Here is a 19,717-nt window from a genome sequence, read left to right as displayed (position 1 = left end):
GGAAATTTGTGCTCTTGACCGTTGTATTACTTGTTTTGGGAATAATCTTTCTCACGGGAGGAGCAGAATTTCTGGTCAGAGGAAGTTCAGGACTGGCAAAAAGGTTGGGGATTTCTCCTCTGGTCGTTGGGCTGACGGTTGTCTCGTTCGGAACGAGCAGTCCGGAACTTGTTGTCGGTGTAAAATCAGCTCTATCAGGATATGCGGGCCTTGCCGTAGGAAATGTTCTGGGGTCGAACATCGTGAACATAGCTTTAATTCTCGGCATAGCTTCTCTCATAAATCCGCTGAGAGTACACCTCAAGGCGGTAAAACGGGATTCTCCATTTCTCGTAATTATGTCGGCGCTGGCCTTTGTGTTTCTATTCGACAGGAAACTTTTCAGAGTGGAAGCTGTAATACTGGTATTTTTCTGCGCCATGTACATTGCTTTTACCATTTTCATGGCTGTGCGGGAAAAAGACGCCGAAAAAGAAGACAGGAAAATCTGCAGAACTCCCTGGTTTTTACTTGTAATTTCGATGGCAGGCGGTCTGTCTGCTTTGCTGATAGGGGCGAATCTGCTGATTAAGGGAGGAATCGATCTCGCTCGGTTTTTCGGAGTCAGCGAGGAAATAATAGGTATTTCCATTGTCGCTGTCGGCACAAGCCTGCCCGAACTGGCGTCGTCCGTAATCGCTTCTATAAGAAAAGAGGCGGACCTTGCCATTGGCAACATAATCGGCGCGTGTACTTTGAATTTAGGTTTCGTCCTCGGGATTTCAGGAACCATTTCATCTTTTTCGTTTCCTCTATTAAAGATAGACGATCTTTTGGTCATGTTTCTCGTCGGATTGTTACTCTTCCCGTTTCTGAAATCAAATTTCAGGCTGTCCCGTAAGGAAGGCGCAGTCTTCGTCATGATTTATATTGTCTATATTTTCTTTTTGTGGTTGTGACGACAAATTCTTTAAAAGGTTTTGTCTTCAACCTATTGGTTGTAAAGAAATGCTCCATATAATTCTTTCGTATTTGACAATTTAGTATTTTTTTACATAATTTTGAAAAGGTCAACAACCTTCTCCGCTATAATTTCGACAAATACAGGAAAAACGGCAATATACCTTAGCCCCGCAGGGAATATGCCCACGTCAATCCTTGGTTCCGCCAACCAATGCACAGGTTCGGCGTCTGGGGGGGAAGCATAATAATCGCCGTTGCGTGCCTTGAAGGCTTCTTGGACCAGACAGTGGAAAACTCGAAAATTATGATAAAACCGGAAAAAGCTGTGACAGAGCGGTCCGACTAAGACGGTTTTGCCAAAACCCTCGCCTTTGTCGGTTACTTTATTGACCTGAGCAAAAATGAGTGTCAGAAAATTTAACCGACGAAAAGTTGACATAAACCTTAAAGAGTCTTAAAATCCTGTGTTAATAGAAACGGGGAAATATGTTTTATAAGGAAAATCCGTTAAATTGATGAGAACGGAAACGGTAATCACAACAAAACTAACAACAGGTATATTGAAAAGACGTTAAAGTTTAATATTTATAATCAAGATGTTTGTGAAAAATTCATTTCACCAGATAAATTTTCGATAACACTTTCCTGGGATTCGGGAGCACACACCCTCTGTAAGCAGATACAATACTAAGAAGGAACAGTTTATGAATCAAAGTATGCCAATATTAAAAATAGGAAATCTTGAAGCAAAGATACCGATAATTCAGGGGGGTATGGGAGTCGGTATTTCGCTTTCGGGTCTGGCAGCCGCGGTGGCAAAAGAGGGTGGGATTGGTGTCATTGCCACAGCGGGAATCGGCATGCTTGAACCCGATTTCCTGACAAATTACAAAGAAGCGAACATAAGAGTTTTAAAAAACGAAATCAGAAAAGCGAGAAAACAGACAAACGGCCTCATAGGCGTCAACGTCATGCTGGCTCTTTCGGATTTTGATGATTTGGTACTTACTGCGGTAGATGAGGGAATTGATTTGGTTTTAATGGGAGCGGGACTTCTGTTAAAAATACCTGAAACACTGACGCTTGAAAGAATTAAAAATATTCCGACAAAATTTATACCAATAGTGTCATCGGCAAATGTCGCTAAAATAATATTTCACCATTGGGCTAAAAAATACAATCATGTTCCTGATGCGGTGGTCGTCGAAGGGCCTTTGGCCGGAGGACACCTCGGTTTCAAAAAAGATCACATCTTCGACCCGGATTATCAATTGGAAAAGATATTACCTGAAGTATTATCTGTATTAAAAGTATACGAACAGCAGTTCAGTAAAAAAATCCCAGTGATCGCCGCCGGCGGTATTTACACGGGAGCGGATATTCATAAGTTTATTCGAATGGGAGCCCAGGGAGTGCAGATGGCGACAAGATTTGTCGCAACCCATGAGTGTGACGCGTCTGACGAATTTAAAGAGGCTTACATAAATTGCAAAGAAGAAGACATTGTCATAATAGACAGTCCTGTTGGTTTGCCGGGAAGAGCCATCAGAAACAAGTTTATAAAAGACGTATTGGACGGCCATAAAAAACCCTTCAAATGCCCGTGGACGTGTTTGAGAACGTGCGATTTCAACAAAGTGTCTTATTGCATAGCTCTGGCCCTTACAAACGCCAAAAAAGGCAACCTCGATGACGGATTCGTTTTTGCGGGAGCTAATGCCTACAGAGTAAATAAAATCATTTCTGTTAAAGAATTAATTGGAACCCTTGTAGATGAATATGAAAAGCAGGAACGCTCAGATCCGACCGTTGTCTGATGAAAAACGCATTCCAATAGCAAATATTATTCTTGACCCCATGCCTCCCGGTTTAAAATAAATTTTCCCGCGCTGTTTGTTTTTATGTCACTGAAGGCTTTATCAAAGTTTAGAAATCAAAAGATATAAAATATCGAATGATTCATGTCTGCATTTGAAGTATGATTTCATCGATGATTCTGAAAATTATTCCTCCCCGACTTATAAATTGATGTAAAAGGGAAACATTACATGAAAGACATGACAAGCGGAAGCGTCACAAAAAATATTCTGATTTTCAGCGTGCCTATGCTTCTCGGAAATGTATTTCAGCAGTTTTACAATGTTGTCGATTCTATTGTAGTCGGTCGGTTCATAGGAAAAGGGGCGCTGGGCGCTGTCGGTGTTTGTTTTCCCATAATATTTTTCATTGTAGCCCTGATCATGGGAGCTACCATGGGTTCTATGGTTCTCGTCGCGCAGTTTTTCGGAGCAAAAAATTATGAAAAACTCAGGGCGACAGTAGACACGACATACATTGTCATGTTTTTGACGGCCTTGCTCATGACCTTCATAGGACTTTTGACGAGCGGGTATATACTCAGGCTTTTAGGCACTCCCGCCGATGTCATAAAAGACGCTAAAACTTATCTCGATATAATATTTGCCGGACTCATATCAATTTTCGGATACAACGGGCTCAGCGCTATAATGAGAGGAGTCGGCGATTCCAAAACGCCTCTGTATCTGCTCATTGTTTCAAGCTTGATAAACGTAGCTCTCGACCTTATTTTTGTGCTGGTTTTCAGATGGGGAGTCGCCGGAGTCGCTTGGGCGACGGTGATAGCTCAGACGATTTCGTTCGTGCTCGGAGTCGTCATATTAAATATGAAAAATCCGCTGCTGTCCCTGAGGATAAGAAACTGCAGATTTGACAAAAAAATATTCACGGAGAGCATAAGAATCGGAATCCCGTCTGGTGTACAGCAGATGTTCGTATCCCTCGGCATGATGGCTTTGACTAAAATAGTCAACGGTTTCGGAACTAACGCCCTGACAGCTTTCACGGCAGCGGGTAGAATTGACTCCTTTGCGATGATGCCCGCCATGAATTTTTCTATGGCTCTTTCGACTTTTACAGGCCAGAACATAGGAGCGAAAAAAATGCAAAGAGTCTCCAAGGGCTTAAAAAGTACGCTTTTAATGTCGATAATATATTCGCTTGCAGTGACTCTGCTAATTTATTTCAAGGGCGGAGACTTGATCAGGATTTTTAACACCGATCCGGAAGTCGTCAGCATAGGAAGAGAATATTTGTTGATAGTCAGCTCTTTTTATATCGCCTTTTCCGTTATGTTCGCTTCAAACGGGCTTCTCAGAGGCGCCGGCGACACATTGATACCGATGATAATCACCCTTTTCTCTCTCTGGGCGTTCAGAGTTCCGCTTTCATATTTTTTGTCGAGGTTTATAGGTACATCAGGCATTTGGTGGGGGATACCTGTCGCATGGTGTTTCGGAGCGTTCGCCTCGCTCCTCTATTACAAAAGCGGCAACTGGAGAAAGAGAATTGCCATTAAAAGTTTTGACGCAAGCAAAGTAGTAGAACAGGAAATAATCAACGAAGTTGAATGCGAAGATTTGGAGAAAAAGGAATTCAGACCGTAAACTTTGAAAGTTATAAAGGCAAAAGGAAGGGCGACATGAAAGACGGCTCGATAATAATCATCGGAGCGGGATTCGCCGGAATGTCCGCAGGCATATATGCTCAAATGAACGGATACAAGACAGAAATATTCGAATCGCACAATCTGCCCGGAGGTCTTTGCACCGCCTGGAAAAGGAAGGGATACACCATTGACGGGTGCGTCCACTGGCTCGTAGGTTCTTCTCCCAAAAGCGGCATGTACAGATTTTGGCAAGAAGTCGGAATAACCGGAGGAAGCAAATTCATAGATTTGGATGAATTCATGCGCTACGAGTATGCTGACGGAAGAAAACTGATTTTCTACTCAGACGTGGATAAATTCGAAAAACAATTGCTTGAATTTTCTCCTGAGGACGAAAAACCGATTAAAGATTTCACAAACAGCATTAGAATGTGCCTCGGTTTTGACAAACCTTCCGACGCCGATCCCTTTTTCAAGAAATTGGTGAACTATGCAAGAATGGGTCTTCTCTTTGTTACAAAGGGAAGAAAAATAAAACATTTGATGAATGTCAGCACGGAGGAATTTATAGAAAACTTCAAAAATCCGGCTCTTCGCGAAGCTTTTCGTCATATCTGGATACCTGAATTTTCAATGTTTTTCATGGTTTTTACGTTCGCTTTTCTTCACAACAAAAATGCCGGATATCCTGTCGGCGGTTCAATGCCTTTGTCGCGAGCGCTTGAAAAGAGATACAAAGATTTGGGCGGAGTCATTCATTACGGAAAGCGAGTGGATAAAATCTTGACAGAAAATGACAAAGCGGTCGGAGTGAAGTTATCAGACGGGACAGAACATAGAGCGGAAAAATTTATTTCGGCGGCAGACGGGCATACTACGATATTTAAAATGCTGGACGGCAAATATACGGACGAGAAAATCCGGGAAACCTACGAAAAGTGGAAAATTTTTCCTCCTCTGGTATATGTCGGATTGGGAGTGAACAAGTCGTTTGAAAACGAACCGAAAACGGTCTCTGGTATTTGCTTTCAATTGAAAAAACCCGTTGAAATTGGCGGTTCGATGATTAAATGCCTTTCCGTTCATATATTCAATCAGGATGCTACCATGGCTCCCGCCGGCAAGACTTGTCTCACCGTCATGCTGTCGAGCAGTTACGAATACTGGAAGGAAATCGCCAGGGATAAAACGGCTTATCAGCAGAAAAAAGAGCAGATAACAAAAATTGTCATCGAAGCGCTCGAAGAACGATTTGCCGGAATATCAAACCAGATAGAGATGTCCGACGTCGCTACACCTCTGACTTTTGAAAGATTTACGGGTAATTGGAAAGGCAGTTTCGAAGGCTGGCTGATAACGCCTGAAAATTCCCATGTTGTCATGAAACCTATGAGCCAGACGTTACCCGGATTGGCCGATTTTTACATGTGCGGACAGTGGGTAGAACCGGGAGGCGGTCTGCCGACCGGTGTCATGTCGGGGAGAAGACTTTTGAAAGCGATTTGTAAAAAAGACAGAAAGAAATTTAAATCAACAATTGCGTAAATTATACCTGAGGTAAAAAATGAGTATTCGTGAATGGCGCGATGAAGATCTTTCGGACCTGATGAATCTATTGAAAGAATTGTCGGAATCCATAGATTGTAATTTTCACAATGATTTTCAAGTCTTAAAAAAAAATTCGACGAGATGTATACGAGATCAGAGATTTATAAAGCATTTGTGTACGAAAAAGAAGGAAAGGTAATCGGTATCTGAATTCGGGAATTTGACTGATTTTAATATTCTTTTCGTGTATATTTTATGTCTGCAAAAACAGGAAGGTATGACATGAGCATTAAAATTTACAATACTTTAAGCAGGTCTTTGGAAGAATTCAGGCCAGAAGATTCAAACAACGTAAAACTTTATGCCTGCGGTGTGACCGTTTACGACGAAGCTCACATCGGTCACGCCAGCCAGGCAGTTTTTTTTGACGTCATAAGAAGTTATCTCGAATACAGAGGCTTTAAGGTTTTTTATGTAAGAAATTTTACAGACATAGACGATAAAATAATAAATAAAGCTTTTGAGACAGGTAAATCCGCGTCTGAAATCAGCAGTCATTACATTGAAGAGACCCGGAATGATTTACAAAAGATAAAAGTCAGATCCGCGACGGCAGAACCAAAAGTCACCGACCACGTCAAAGACATTATAAAATTTATAGAAGAATTGATTGAAAAAGGTTTCGCATACGAATCGCGGGGAGACGTTCTTTTTTCAGTAGATAAATTCAAAGGATACGGAAAACTGTCAAACAGGAAAACCGAGGAATTGCTCGAGCAGGAACCTTCTGAAAGCAAGAAAAATCCGGCAGATTTCGCCCTGTGGAAAGCCGCTAAACCGGGCGAGCCGTCATGGGAATCCCCCTGGGGAAAAGGAAGGCCGGGCTGGCACATCGAGTGCTCGGTCATGGCCCGTGAACTTTTGGGAGATACGCTGGATATACACGGCGGAGGAGTTGACCTGCTTTTCCCTCATCATGAAAATGAAATAGCTCAAAGCGAGAGTTTGACGGGAAAACCGTTTTCCCGCTACTGGATACACAACGGCCTGGTGATGGTCAACAACCAGAAAATGAGCAAGAGCCTCGGAAATTTCTATACAATAAAGGAAGCTCTCGAAAAATTCGAACCCGATGTGATCAGATACATTATCCTGTCGCATCATTATTCTTCAAACATCGATTTTTCCGAGGACGCATTCAAAAACGCAGAGAAGAGAGTTTTCTATTTTTACAAATCGCTCCTTTCTGTAAACCGTTTTCTGGAAAGCGCTTCAGATATTAAAAGGCCTGAGCTGCAATCAAAAGGCAATGGATTGAAAGAACTATTTGAACAGGGCATGGACGACAATTTCAACACGGCAAAGGTCATTGCCGAATTATCAAACGCCTTCAGCGAAGCAAACAGGATATTGTCGGACAAAAAAACGAGTGAAGAGGAAAAAGTGAAAATAATTTCGCTTTTCAAAAAAGACTTCGAAGTCATTTCAAAAGTGCTTAATTTATTAAACGACGACCCCCGTGATGTGGTTGAAAAAATAAAATTAAAGTATTTAAACAGGTTGAATCTAAAGCAGGAAGAACTCCAAAAAACAATCGACGCCCGGAATGAGTTCAAGAAAACAAAAGATTACACTTCAGCCGACGGCATAAGGGCTGAATTAATGAGCAAAGGAATCAAGCTTCTCGATTATCCGAACAGAACTGATTGGGAACTTTTGATATGATAATCGAAAAGCAGTGTTTTAAAGTATTAATGAGTATAAATGTCTTCGGTGGAGATTTTAAAAGTTGTTATGAGGGAGTATAGATGTCTGTTTTCTACGAAGATTCATATTGCGGTCTTTTCTGCGGAGCTTGTGAAATTTTACTCGCTTACAAAAGAACTTCGGAAGAAGGCCGGTGTTTTGAGTGGGCTGATTTTCCCGAACCGATTAAAAACCACATAAGTCCAGCCAGGATTGAGTGCAGGGGTTGTAAGTCTGATCTGGTTTTTGAGGGCTGTAAAAAATGTAAAATGCGGGAATGCGCTAAAAACAAACAGGTTCAATTCTGTTTTGAATGCCCGGATTTTCCCTGTACTCTCTTAAAAGAGATGAAGGTGGCTGTTGATTCGTTAAAAGTCTCACTGCCTCATGTAAGATTCATAATAAACAATATGATGGATATAAAAAGACTAGGCAAGGACGAATGGTTGAAGTCTCAAAATGAATACTGGAAGTGCAGAAAATGCGGAAAGAGGATGGGCTGGTATGATGAGGCATGCCGTTCGTGCGGAGAAAAAATCCCTCGAAGATATTAAAAAACATGAAATTACGGGGTGAGACTAATGAATAAAAAAAAATGGTATGAAGCTTTGTTCGAAAATTACGGAGACACTTACGACAAAGAGACTTTTACAAGAGGAACCATCGGTGAGTGCGATTTTATTGAAAAGGAGTTGAACAAAGATAAATCGGTCAAAATTCTCGATGTCGGATGCGGGACAGGAAGGCATTCAATCGAGTTGACCAGAAGAGGTTACAAAGTCAAAGGAATAGACATGTCTGAATCCATGCTCGTAAAAGCGAGAGAAAAAGCCGAAAAATCGGGTCTCAGGATTGATTTTTCGAAGCACGACGCGAGAAATCTTCCTTTTGAAGCAGAATTTGAATCAGTCATAATGCTCTGTGAAGGCGGTTTCCCTCTGATGGAGACCGACGAAATGAACTATGAAATTCTTAAAAGTGCTACGAAGTCTCTTAAAAACGGTGGGAAATTGATATTCACGACATTAAACGGACTTTTTCCTCTGTATCATTCTGTCGAAGAGTTTTGTGCCAAAGATTCGGCGCAGGGCAACGCGACATACAGGAGCAACACTTTCGATCTCATGACATTCAGAGACCACAACATAACTGAACTGGAAAACGACGAAGGAGCGAAAATATCCCTGGAGTGCGACGAAAGGTATTACGTACCGAGCGAGATAACGTGGCTTTTAAAGACCCTGGGGTACAAAAAAATCGATATATTCGGCGCGAAACTCGGCGCTTTTTCGAGAGATGACAAACTGACGACGGAAGATTTTGAAATGCTCGTTGTGGCTGAAAAATAGATAATTTGTTTCTATATATTTTTTTTGTAAAAACTTTTCAAAGCTTGATCGAGGATGTTTAATGATAACTAAAGCACTGATAACTGCAAAAGAAATATTCAGAAAAATAGTAATAGAAAAGAATCTTATGGATTGTAATATCTCGATACTTGTTAAAACCCTGTCACCGGAAGAAGCCATAGGTTCGCCGGGAAGGAGGGATTTCCCTATCCTGATCGGTAAAGAAAGAGTAATTGAGGCTGATTTTGTCGGGTCAAAAGCGCACGTATTTACTGACACGCCAAGGGAATTTACAGGAAAGTTGAAAGATGTGTTAGAAATGTCGCTTTCTGACAACAGCAGACGTGCTTTGTTTATCGCCGCAATGAACTCTGTTTTGAAACATCTTTCAATTGTGAAAAACACCATCCACTGCAAAGACGAGGATCCGGAAGAATGTGCTCAGGAAATATCTTCATTCATTAATAATGAGTTTTCTTCTTCCGTCGTTGGCCTCATAGGATTGAATCCCGCCATACTGGATTCCCTCCGCAGAAATTTCGGAACCGGGAACATAAGAGCAACCGATCTAAATCCTGCGAATATAGGAGTGGAAAAGTATGGAACAATAATTTGGGACGGCGAAACCGAAACTGAAAGACTCATCAGGGAATCTGACGTTGTTCTTCTCACAGGTACAACTTTTGTAAATGACTCGTTTGACGGTATCTGGGAAAAAATATGCCGACACAATAAAAAGTATATAATTTTCGGTGTCACATGCGCAGGAATATGCGAATTGTTGGGATTGAACAGAATATGCCCGCGGAGCAGAGAAAAGGCGTCAACATGAAAATTCTCAAAGAAATAATATCCGACCTTGAAAAGGGAGTGAAAGTAAGCGCAATAAGAAAAGGCTCTCTTTGGACGGGCGTTGTCAGCAGGCGATGCGGATTATCTTCTGCTTTAAACGGAAGAAATTGCGGGAAATACGGACATGAAAACTTTGCCGATAAATATTCGGACATGTCCGCCGATAAACTCGCTTCATTATCTCTTTCGGACGATATTGCCGAAGCATCACTCGGTATGGCCGCGATAAATTCTGTCATTGACATTGATATTGAATCTTGTGAGGAATTTAATTCCAAGGATTTCATTATAAAATCAGGAAAAGGGAAAAACGTGTCTGTCGTAGGTCATTTTCCTTTTGTCGATGAACTCAGGAATGTCACTAAAAATCTGTGGGTTATTGAAAAAAAGCCTAAGCCGGGAGACTTTCAGGAAGGCGACAGCAAGACATATTTACCCGAGTCGGACATCATTGCCATAACGAGCACAACTTTTATAAATCACACTTTATCGAATCTTCTAAAGCTTTGCCCGGATGAAAGCGTTAAAATTTTATTAGGGCCGACCACTCCATTGACGAAAATTCTTTTCGATTATGGTATAGACGTTATTTCCGGTTCGTATGTCACTGATACTGATCTCGTTCTTGAAAATATAAAAAAAGGTATGAGCTTCAGTGCGATGAAAAAATGCGGAGGTATAAAGCTTGTTAATCTTGTAAGGTGTCAAACAAAAATATTCCCGACAAGCGATTGATTTCTACGTATGCAGGATCAATGTGAACATTTAAACAAGTACCCCAAATAAAGACAACATTTTCGAATCATTTATTCTGTAAAAAAAATTATTTTTTTAATTCTCATAATAAAAGTATTCTTGTATAATATGCCGTCTTTTTTCAAAATAAATTTTTATTTACGTACGCTGAACTTGGTGGAAAGCAAACAGTAAAGGAAAAGGCATGAAAACAGAGACGAAAGAGAATTTTGAGAAAATAACCGGCAAATATCCGAAGCCGGAATCGGCTTTGTTGCCGGTTATGCAGCATTTACAGAAAAAAAACGGCAATTACATGAGTCCGGCGTTGATTGAAAAAATATCACGTATTACCGGAGTGAGCAAAAGCCGTGTTTTCAGCATCGCCACATATTATTCGATGTTCAATACGGTTCCGGTGGGGAAATATCACCTTCAGGTTGATACTTGTGTTCCCGGCTATCTTCACGGTGCAGATAAAATAGTAAAATATCTCAGTTCAAAACTCGGAATAAATGTCGGTGAAACCACAAAAAACGGAATGTTCACATTGTCCACGGTTCAGGACCTGGCTTCATGCGCAACGGGTCCGGTGATACAGGTCAACGACAGGTATTTCGAAAATATGACAGTAAGTAAAACTGAAAAGCTTATTGAATCTCTGAAAAAAGGCAAAATACCGGAAAAAAGCTCAAAGATGAGAGTCGTTTCGGAGTGCAATATACTTTTGAACGATCGTTCCAAAAAGGATTGCCGCACTTTATCATATTATAAGTCCAACGGCGGGTACGAAGCGCTGACAAAAGCCCTGAATATGAGGCCCGAAGAAGTTGTAAATGAAGTTAAAGAGGCTCAAATCCGCGGAAGAGGAGGAGCCGGTTTTCCTGCAGGAACCAAGTGGTCATTTCTTCCAAAAAATGATCCGCGCCCTGTTTACCTTATTTGCAATGCCGACGAAGGGGAACCCGGAACCTTCAAAGACAGGCAGATCATGGAATTTAATCCCCATTTGCTTATTGAGGGTATAGCCATCTGCGTTCACGCGATTAAAGCGGCCAAAGCATTTGTCTACATAAGAGGGGAATTTTCCTGGATAGCCGATATCCTCGAAACGGCAATTGAAGAAGCCAAAAATGACGGTCAGATAAAACACATAGACATAGTGGTTCACAGAGGCGCAGGTTCATACGTGTGCGGAGACGAAACCGCACAGATTGAATCATTGGAGGGGAAAAGAGGAAATCCGAGATCCAAGCCGCCTTTCCCTGCGAACTTCGGTCTCTACGGATGCCCGACAGTTGTCAACAATGTCGAAACTTTATCTTGTGTTCCATACATTGTCGGAAAAGGAGCGGCCGAATTTAAAAAAATCGGAACAAAAGACAACTACGGACCCAAAATATTCGGAGTTTCCGGACACGTCAGCAATCCCGGCGTGTTCGAATATCCTCTTGGCACAAAACTCAGCGTTATTCTCAAGGCGGCGGGAGGAGTGAAAGGGAAAATGAAAGCGATAATCGTCGGAGGACTTTCTGTGCCTGTTCTCACAGCCAAAGAGGCAAAGAACCTTTTGCTCGATTACGATTCATGCGCTAAAGCCGGGACTGCTTTGGGTTCGGGCGGAATAATAGTGATTAACGACACTGTGTCTATACCTGCTTTAGCCCTGAGAACCATGGAGTTTTATCACCACGAATCCTGCGGACAGTGTACGCCCTGCAGAGAAGGTTCTCTCGTAATTGTCAACAAACTGCGCGACATAGTCGAAGGCAGAGGGTCAAAATCAGACATAGACCTTATTGTTAATCTTTGTTCGAACATAAAAGGGCTGACTCTTTGCCCAACCGGTGAAGCGTTTTCCTTACCCATAAAAGCCATGGTAGAAAAATTCAGGTCAGAGTTTGAGGCTCTGGTGAATAATTGAAAAAGGAGAATCTCTGATGAGCAAAAAAATGATTATCGACGGAAGAGAGATAACCTTTGAAGGTGATAAAACAATACTTCAGGTTGCGAGGGAGAATGATATTTACATTCCATCGCTCTGTTATCATACCAAAATCGGTCCTGCGAGCATGTGCAGAATATGCGTTGTAGAGGTAGAGGGCATGAGAGGACTGCAGACCTCATGTTCGCTGGCGGCGGCAGACCAGATGAAAATCAGGACGAATACTGAAACAATTATTGAATCTCGCAAGATGATAGTCAACCTGCTTTTAGCCAACGGGAATCACAACTGTCTGTCGTGCGAGCGCAACGGAGACTGCGAACTTCAGGACGCCGCTTATCATCTTGGAATTGAAGTACCTGCTTTTTTGGTCGAACAGAAAGAGGAGAAGGACGAAAGCGCCGCGTTCATAATGAGAGATTTCGGCAAGTGTATTCAGTGCGGACGCTGTATAGAGGGATGTAACAATCTTGTGGTCAATGAAGTTCTTGATTTTGGATACAGGGGCGGACACACAAAAGTAGTTTGCGATGAGGACAGTCCGATGGGAGATTCAACGTGCGTTCAGTGCGGGGAATGCGTTCAGTTATGCCCTGTAGGAGCCCTGGTGGACAAAAAAGGCATGGGAAAAGCGCGGGCCTGGGAGATAGAAAAAGTACGAACTACATGTCCATACTGCGGTGTGGGCTGTCAGCTTGAGTTGTGGGTTAAAGGGGATCAGATTGTAAGAGTCAAAGGAGTTGATGAAGCGAAACCGAATCAAGGGCATCTTTGTGTCAAAGGGCGCTACGGTTACGACTTCATTTATGATAAAGACAGACTTACGACTCCTCTGATAAGGGAAAAAGACGGCAAGTTCAGGGAAGCAGACTGGGACGAAGCTCTTTGTCTGGTCGCTGACAAATTCAAGCAGATTTTGAAAGAATCCGGTCCCGATGCTCTCGCTGCTGTCAGCTGTGCGAGGAGCATAAACGAAGACTCCTACAACATGCAGAAGCTTTTCAGGAGCGTCGTAGGCACAAACAACATTGACCATTGCGCACGAACTTGACACGCTCCGACAGTTGCCGGTCTGGCAACTACCTTCGGTTCCGGTGCGATGACAAATTCTTTCGGTGAATTTGAAAACGCCAAGATGTTTTTCCTGATCGGCACAAACATGACGGAAGCGCATCCCGTGGCTTCGTATTTCGTCAAACGCGCAAAGAAAAAAGGCGCAAAGCTTATCGTAGCCGATCCCAGAAAACACGATCTGGCTAAGAAGGCGGACATTTTTGCACAGATAAAGGTGGGTTCGGACATTGCTTTTCTCAATGGCATCATGAATGTTCTGATAACCGAGAATCTCTACGACAAGAAGTTTGTCGAGGAAAACTGCGAGAATTTTGAGGAACTTAAAAAAACGGTCATGAACTATCCGCCCGAAAAAGCCTCAATTATATCCGGTGTTCCCACCGAGAAAATCATAGAAATAGCCAAAACGATGGCGTCTGTCAAACCCGCCATGCTCTGTTACACGCTCGGCATAACAGAACACACATGCGGAAAAAACAACGTCATGTCTACCGCCAACCTCCAGATGCTTTTAGGAAACATGGGCAAAGAAAGCGGCGGAGTGAACCCGCTTCGCGGTCAGAACAATGTCCAGGGCGCCTGCGACATGGCGGCTCTACCGAATGTTTATCCTGGATACCAGGCGGTTACCGATCCGAAAAATAAAGAAAAGTTCGAAAAGTTCTGGAACGTTTCAAATCTTTCTGACAAAGTGGGACTGATGCTTCCCGATATGATGGCCGGACTTCCGACAAATAAAGTCAGGGCTTTCTATATATTCGGCGAGAATCTCGCAAATTCTGAACCTAACATCACACATGTCGAGCATGAACTCTCTTCCGCAGAGTTTATTGTATGCAACGACATATTCCCGACTGAGACCACACGGTTTGCCCACGTCATACTTCCAGCGGCGGCCTGGTGTGAAGACGAAGGAACATTCACAAATAGCGAAAGACGTGTCAACCGCGTGCGCAAAATCAAGGAAGCTCCCGGAAAATCAAAACCGAACTGGTGGATTTTCAAGGAGATTGCAAAACGCATGGGGCATGACTGGCAGTCCAACAGCGCGCAGGAAATCTGGGACAACGAAATCTCGGTGTGCGCCCCTGCTTACGGCGGGATAAAATATAACCGAATAGAAAAAGACGGACTTCAGTGGCCATGCCCGACAGTGGAACATCCCGGAACGAAGTTTCTCCATAAAGAAGGAAAATTTTCCCGGGGTAAAGGACTGTTCAAAGGTGTCGAATGGACGCCGCCTGCGGAGGTCGAAGATGCTGAATATCCCTTCGTTCTCAGCACTGGGCGCCGACTGTTCCACTATCACACGAGAACACAGACCAAAAGAGTGGGGCTGGACAAGATCCTGCCTGAAGAAACAGCCGACATTTCACTTGAAGACGCAAAAAAAATGAAAATCAAAGACGGTGAGTACATAAAAGTAAGCTCCCGCCGTGGATCGGTGAAAGTCAGGGCGAAAGTGACGGAAAAAATTCCACCCGGTCTGGTCTGGATGGCTTTTCATTTCAGGGAAGGAAATGCGAACTGGCTGACAAACAACGTGTTTGATCCTGACACGAAAACCGCCGAATACAAAGCTTGCGCGGTAAAAATAGAAAAAATCTGAGCTTTTAAGAGATATGATATCCGGGCTCAAAAATGCCCGGATATTATATTGGTTTGTGAGTTTTTTTATGCCTTAAATGTTATGTGACAAATATCGGAGACGCTATAAAATGAAATTAAAATCGTTATTTTTTGTATTTTCAATTGTCAGTATTTCTGTTCTATCATTTACCGGTTGTGAAAAAAAAACTGAAAGTATTCAGGTCGCGGTCGCGGCAAACTACACTCAGCCCTTCGGTGAGATTGAAGCCGCTTTTGAGAAAGAGACCGGTATAGAAATAGAGGCGACGTTCACATCCTCAGGAAACCTTTATAATCAGATAATCAACGGTGCTCCTTACGACATTTTTTTCTCTGCCGACGAAGAAAGACCGGAATCTCTTTTCAGCGCAGGGCTTTCGGAAAAACCTTTTATATATGCCCGCGGCAAAGTAGTGCTCTGGTCGGCTGACGCGAATTTCGCGGATTCCGGAGACTGGAAATCAGCCATGGCAAGGGAAAATATATCAAAAATTGCTTTGGCCAATCCTGAAACTGCTCCATACGGGACTTCTGCTTTGATAGCTTTGGAATCTGCAGGATTAGCCGAAACTGTGTCAGATAGAATTGTAACTGCCCAGACGATCGCCCAGGCCTTTCAGTACGCATCCACTGAAGCAGTGGACGCCGGTTTCTGCGCTTACTCTTCTGTTTTTTCCTCCGAAGGAGAGAAGGGAAGTTATTTCTTCGTTGAAGAAGCTCCTCCCGTCATACAATCCGCCTGTTTGCTTGTCAGAACTGAAAACAGAAGAGCGGTCGAAGAGTTTATTAAATTTTTGTCGTCGAATGAAGTAAATCAAATAAATGTCAGATACGGTTACGAATAGATGGATCTACTGCCTCTATACGTCACACTGAAGCTTGCGTTTACAACAACTGCCGTTTTGATGGTCTTAGGAGCTCCTCTCGCTTATTTTTTGGCTTTCAACAGATTCAAAGGAAAACCGTTCATTGAATCGTTTCTTTATCTTCCGACCGCTTTGCCCCCGACAGTGATAGGATTTTATCTGATAATGGCAATGGGGCCGAAAGGTTTTATAGGCCGTATCTGGGAAAAAGCGACGGGAAGTACTCTTCTTTTTACTTTTATTGCAATTACAATAGCCACTGTGATATACAGCTTGCCTTTCGCGGTTCAGCCGATGAAAGCTGCGTTTCAAAAAATCGACACGAGGCTCATTGAAAGCGCAAAAGTGCTCGGTTTGTCGGAACCGAAAGTTTTTTTCAAAGTTGTCCTGCCGAACAGCATCAGCGGAATCGTCGCTGCAGCAGTCCTTGTTTTCATTCACACAATGGGAGCTTTCGGGGTAATAGTCATGGTCGGAGGAAGCATAAGAGGCGTCACGAAGGTTGCATCTATAGCTATTTACGAAGCGGTTGAAAAGATGGATTACTCGACCGCGGGAATTTTGTCTTTGAGCATGATCCCGATAAGTTTTGTGTTTTTACTGGTTGTCAATAAACTTACTGAAAAAAGAATATGTCATTAAGCGTATCTTTAAAGAAGAAACTTTACCATTATGTAATTGACTTATCTTTTTCCTGCGAAGAAGGCAAGATAGCAGTGTTGATTGGACCTTCCGGCAGCGGCAAGACAACTGTCGTTCGAATGCTCGCAGGACTCGAAAAACCGGACACGGGAAAAATATCCGTAAGCGATGATGTATGGTTCGATTCTTCCGCCAAGCGGTTTTTATCTCCGCAGAAAAGAAGAACCGGATATGTGTTCCAGGATTACACACTTTTCCCGCACCTCAGTTTATTTGATAATGCTGCGTTTGCCGCCGTCGATAAAAAAGAGGTTTACGACCTTTTTGATGCGTTTAAAATAAGCCATATTTCAGACAGAAAACCTTATCAGGTGTCTGGCGGCGAAAGACAGAGATGCGCCTTCTGTCAGGCGCTCGCGAGAAAACCGAAGATTCTTCTTCTGGACGAGCCGTTCTCTGCCCTGGATTTTGTCACGCGCCGCAGTCTCAGAGAGGAATTGAAAAAATTAAAGCAAAGTCTTTCTGTTCCGATAGTTTATGTCACTCACGACATTAACGAAGCATTGTTCCTCGCGGATGAGATGTTGCCGATTGTTGACGGGAAAATTGACAAGGAATGGGATCAGCAATTATTAAATACAGAAGCAGACGAGGGAAAAGTAAACAAAGCGGCGAGGGAGCCGAAACTGGCATTGGCATACTGAAAATGGAGATTTCAGGCAAGTGAACATAGGGAAATACTCATACGAAGAATATATCAGACTGGTCGAATCTTTTCACGGCAGTCTGGCTCCCGGTTTGCTGATAGGCGGCTTTATTATTGATTTAGCCATGAAAAATCTTCCCGAAGGAGATTTTTTTGACGCCATTTGCGAAACTCAGTCATGTCTTCCCGACGCCGTTCAGATACTCACTCCTTGTACAATAGGCAACGGATGGCTGAAAGTTTTTGATTTTGGAAAATTTGCCGTTACATTATATGAAAAAAAATCCGGCAACGGCGTGAGAGTTTATCTTGATGCGGAAAAATTGATAAATTGGCCTGAAATCAACAGTTGGTTTTTTAAGCTTAAACCAAAAAAAGATCAAGACAAAGATCTTTTGCTGTTTCAGATCAAAGAAGCCGGCCAAAATATTCTAAGCCGGCAAAATGTGCTTGTCGATTCGAAAAAATTGACAAGAGAAAGAGGCGGTCCCTCAGGAATTTGCCCGGTTTGTAAAGAAGCATATCCCGTCAAACACGGAGACAAATGCAAAAATTGCTCCGGTGAATCACCGTATTTAAAAGTATATCCCCGAAAAGACATATAGAAACTTACACACTGAGTTCAGGAAGCAAATGATTGTCAAATTATTGAGAAATTTTGCTTGTAGCAGAAAAACAGACAATCAGTCCTGTTGAGATGACGCTTATCCTGTTTTAGTGAATTCCTCCTATAAAGCACCAAGCGACAGTTTCAATGTTTCTTGAAAGCAGAATGTGAGGAAATTCAGAATTAAAAACAAGCGTGTGTTTCTCAAATCCTCCGTATTTAGTAAAGGCTATAACTGATATTTCAACTGAATTTTCAGTCATTATAATTGAAGGAGTAAGGTCGGTCTCGCGCGCTGTTTTAAGTGCGTCCGGCGGAATCTGGAATCCTTCGGACAAAAGGGTGTTGATAAGTTCATCGAGACCACTTTGGCTGCAGATGATGACATCGTCTAACTCCAGGGAATGCCAGAAAAGGCAGAAATGATTGCCCATAATTCCGAGAATGGCTAGCTGGAAAAAGGCTTCCGGTGAACCGTCGGTTCGAATGTGTTCAAAGAATTTATCGTAAGCCGCGTTATTTTGCCATTCTTCCTCTGTAAATATATCTCTGAATTTATCAGCGAATTCATCGATGGACTGTGATACAGGTATCGAAACCAGAACAGGTTGCCCGCCTCCGGCGACAGGCATGTAAAGGAAATCCAGGCGATAGCCGCTGTCCATGGAAAGGAGGTCGAGGACTAGTAAGAAATTTGTAACGTCAAATCGTTTGTCCGGATCAGTTTCCTCGTAACAAAAATACGGCTTAATAAGTTGATTAAATTCGTCTACTTTATTTTGACAGTAATTGCTGTCAAGATTTGCTTTTTGAAGGTTGGAACAGGCTGACAAAGAAACAAAAATAAGAGCAAAACAATTCAAGGCACTCATAAAAACTTAATCCTTTATTAGAGTGTTGAATAATAATCTCATTAATTATAACAAGAATGACGATTCAAACAAACATCATTAGATTAGGCTTCATAGTTGCTTATGGCTTTGAAATAAACATTTTAAAAAACGGATATGACCTCTCAATGAAATTATTACCCGTGATTGTTTTTGTTTAACTGGCGATAATGGGGGAGGATTAAATAAGATCTTTTTAAATTGAATAAAGTCGTTTGTCATAGTCCGTGCATTAAAATTTTGTAATTTGTCTTTCCGGCAAATTTGTCGTATATAATTCAATTGTCAGTGTATTTAAACTTTAATTTGGAGGATTGTTATGTATTTAGCAAGAGCCTTCTTTTCATATCTGTCATTTGTGGTTCTAACCTGCAGCGGCACAGCATCTGCATGGTCCGGAAAAATTGAAATGGTGGCGACTTTTTCTGATTACAAGAGAGAAGAAATCAAAATATTTTATACGGGTGAAGACGGAGAAGATTATGTGCAGACATACGATGTCGTGACAATGAGAATTAGTGACATTTCAGAATTTGAAGGATTCGATTTTTTTATTAAATTAACAGAAAAACCAGCAAGAAATGAATTCACGAAAACCGGCGAACAGACAATATTGATAGAAGAAAGTGCTCTCGAGGAATACATTAACGAGAATTCCGACGGTTTTATTAATTCCAGCGAAATTGACTTTAAATGAATTAATTGGATTTTCAATTTATT

The 19,717-nt window shown here is 42.2% G+C and carries 17 protein-coding genes; 16 read left to right on the top strand and 1 reads right to left on the bottom strand.

Annotated features, from left to right (window positions below):
* Nucleotides 1-8 precede the first annotated feature (8 nt).
* The 15 genes from JXL83_00930 to JXL83_00860 all read left to right on the top strand — a co-directional run bounded on the left by JXL83_00930 (nt 9) and on the right by JXL83_00860 (nt 18,105).
* Nucleotides 9-938 (top strand): calcium/sodium antiporter, encoded by a 930-nt coding sequence (locus tag JXL83_00930; GenBank protein MBN2362676.1) that lies wholly within the window; start codon nt 9-11, stop codon nt 936-938.
* A gap of 708 nt (nt 939-1,646) precedes the next feature.
* On the top strand, nt 1,647-2,759 hold the full coding sequence (locus tag JXL83_00925) for a nitronate monooxygenase (GenBank protein MBN2362675.1): 1,113 nt from the start codon (nt 1,647-1,649) through the stop codon (nt 2,757-2,759).
* Between the two features lie 231 nt (nt 2,760-2,990).
* Complete coding sequence (locus JXL83_00920) at nt 2,991-4,406, top strand: MATE family efflux transporter (GenBank protein ID MBN2362674.1); 1,416 nt, start codon at nt 2,991-2,993, stop codon at nt 4,404-4,406.
* 35 nt (nt 4,407-4,441) lie between these two features.
* Nucleotides 4,442-5,953: an NAD(P)/FAD-dependent oxidoreductase gene (locus JXL83_00915; protein MBN2362673.1), complete on the top strand. Its 1,512-nt coding sequence runs from the start codon at nt 4,442-4,444 to the stop codon at nt 5,951-5,953.
* Nucleotides 5,954-6,238: 285 nt separating this feature from the next.
* Entirely contained in the window at nt 6,239-7,681 is a 1,443-nt protein-coding gene (locus tag JXL83_00910; protein MBN2362672.1) for a cysteine--tRNA ligase, read from the top strand.
* Between the two features lie 83 nt (nt 7,682-7,764).
* On the top strand, nt 7,765-8,256 hold the full coding sequence (locus JXL83_00905; GenBank protein MBN2362671.1) for a DUF3795 domain-containing protein: 492 nt from the start codon (nt 7,765-7,767) through the stop codon (nt 8,254-8,256).
* A gap of 27 nt (nt 8,257-8,283) precedes the next feature.
* Complete coding sequence (locus tag JXL83_00900) at nt 8,284-9,051, top strand: class I SAM-dependent methyltransferase (protein ID MBN2362670.1); 768 nt, start codon at nt 8,284-8,286, stop codon at nt 9,049-9,051.
* Nucleotides 9,052-9,112: 61 nt separating this feature from the next.
* Nucleotides 9,113-9,883: a hypothetical protein gene (locus JXL83_00895; GenBank protein ID MBN2362669.1), complete on the top strand. Its 771-nt coding sequence runs from the start codon at nt 9,113-9,115 to the stop codon at nt 9,881-9,883.
* The gene (locus JXL83_00890; GenBank protein MBN2362668.1) at nt 9,880-10,638 is read left to right on the top strand and encodes a DUF364 domain-containing protein; all 759 of its coding nucleotides are present in this window, start codon (nt 9,880-9,882) and stop codon (nt 10,636-10,638) included. Before JXL83_00895 ends, JXL83_00890 begins: the two co-directional genes overlap by 4 nt.
* 205 nt (nt 10,639-10,843) lie before the next feature.
* Nucleotides 10,844-12,562 (top strand): NADH-quinone oxidoreductase subunit NuoF, encoded by a 1,719-nt coding sequence (gene nuoF / locus JXL83_00885; GenBank protein ID MBN2362667.1) that lies wholly within the window; start codon nt 10,844-10,846, stop codon nt 12,560-12,562.
* A 16-nt stretch (nt 12,563-12,578) separates the two neighbouring features.
* Nucleotides 12,579-15,266 carry a formate dehydrogenase subunit alpha gene (gene fdhF / locus JXL83_00880; protein MBN2362666.1) on the top strand — a complete coding sequence of 896 codons (2,688 nt, stop codon included), beginning with the start codon at nt 12,579-12,581 and terminating at the stop codon, nt 15,264-15,266.
* 109 nt (nt 15,267-15,375) lie between these two features.
* The gene (gene modA / locus JXL83_00875; protein ID MBN2362665.1) at nt 15,376-16,131 is read left to right on the top strand and encodes a molybdate ABC transporter substrate-binding protein; all 756 of its coding nucleotides are present in this window, start codon (nt 15,376-15,378) and stop codon (nt 16,129-16,131) included.
* Nucleotides 16,132-16,794, top strand: a complete 663-nt coding sequence (gene modB / locus JXL83_00870) for a molybdate ABC transporter permease subunit (protein ID MBN2362664.1) — start codon at nt 16,132-16,134, stop codon at nt 16,792-16,794.
* Entirely contained in the window at nt 16,785-17,498 is a 714-nt protein-coding gene (locus JXL83_00865) for an ATP-binding cassette domain-containing protein (GenBank protein ID MBN2362663.1), read from the top strand. The genes modB and JXL83_00865 overlap by 10 nt, the downstream gene beginning before the upstream one ends.
* Nucleotides 17,499-17,517: 19 nt before the next feature.
* Entirely contained in the window at nt 17,518-18,105 is a 588-nt protein-coding gene (locus JXL83_00860) for a formylmethanofuran dehydrogenase subunit E family protein (protein MBN2362662.1), read from the top strand.
* Nucleotides 18,106-18,214: 109 nt separating this feature from the next.
* On the opposite strand, the gene JXL83_00855 is transcribed toward JXL83_00860, so the two are convergent.
* Nucleotides 18,215-18,979, bottom strand: coding sequence for a hypothetical protein (locus JXL83_00855; protein ID MBN2362661.1), 765 nt, complete (start codon nt 18,977-18,979; stop codon nt 18,215-18,217).
* Nucleotides 18,980-19,316: 337 nt separating this feature from the next.
* Between JXL83_00855 and JXL83_00850 the strand changes: the two genes are divergently transcribed.
* Nucleotides 19,317-19,694, top strand: coding sequence for a hypothetical protein (locus tag JXL83_00850; GenBank protein ID MBN2362660.1), 378 nt, complete (start codon nt 19,317-19,319; stop codon nt 19,692-19,694).
* Nucleotides 19,695-19,717: the final 23 nt, after the last annotated feature.

The organism is candidate division WOR-3 bacterium (assembly GCA_016934535.1).
Classification (GTDB): Bacteria; SDB-A; SDB-A; order SDB-A; family SDB-A; genus JAFGIG01.
Note: the sequence above shows the minus strand (reverse complement) of the source record. Positions and strands in the feature narration are given on the sequence as shown.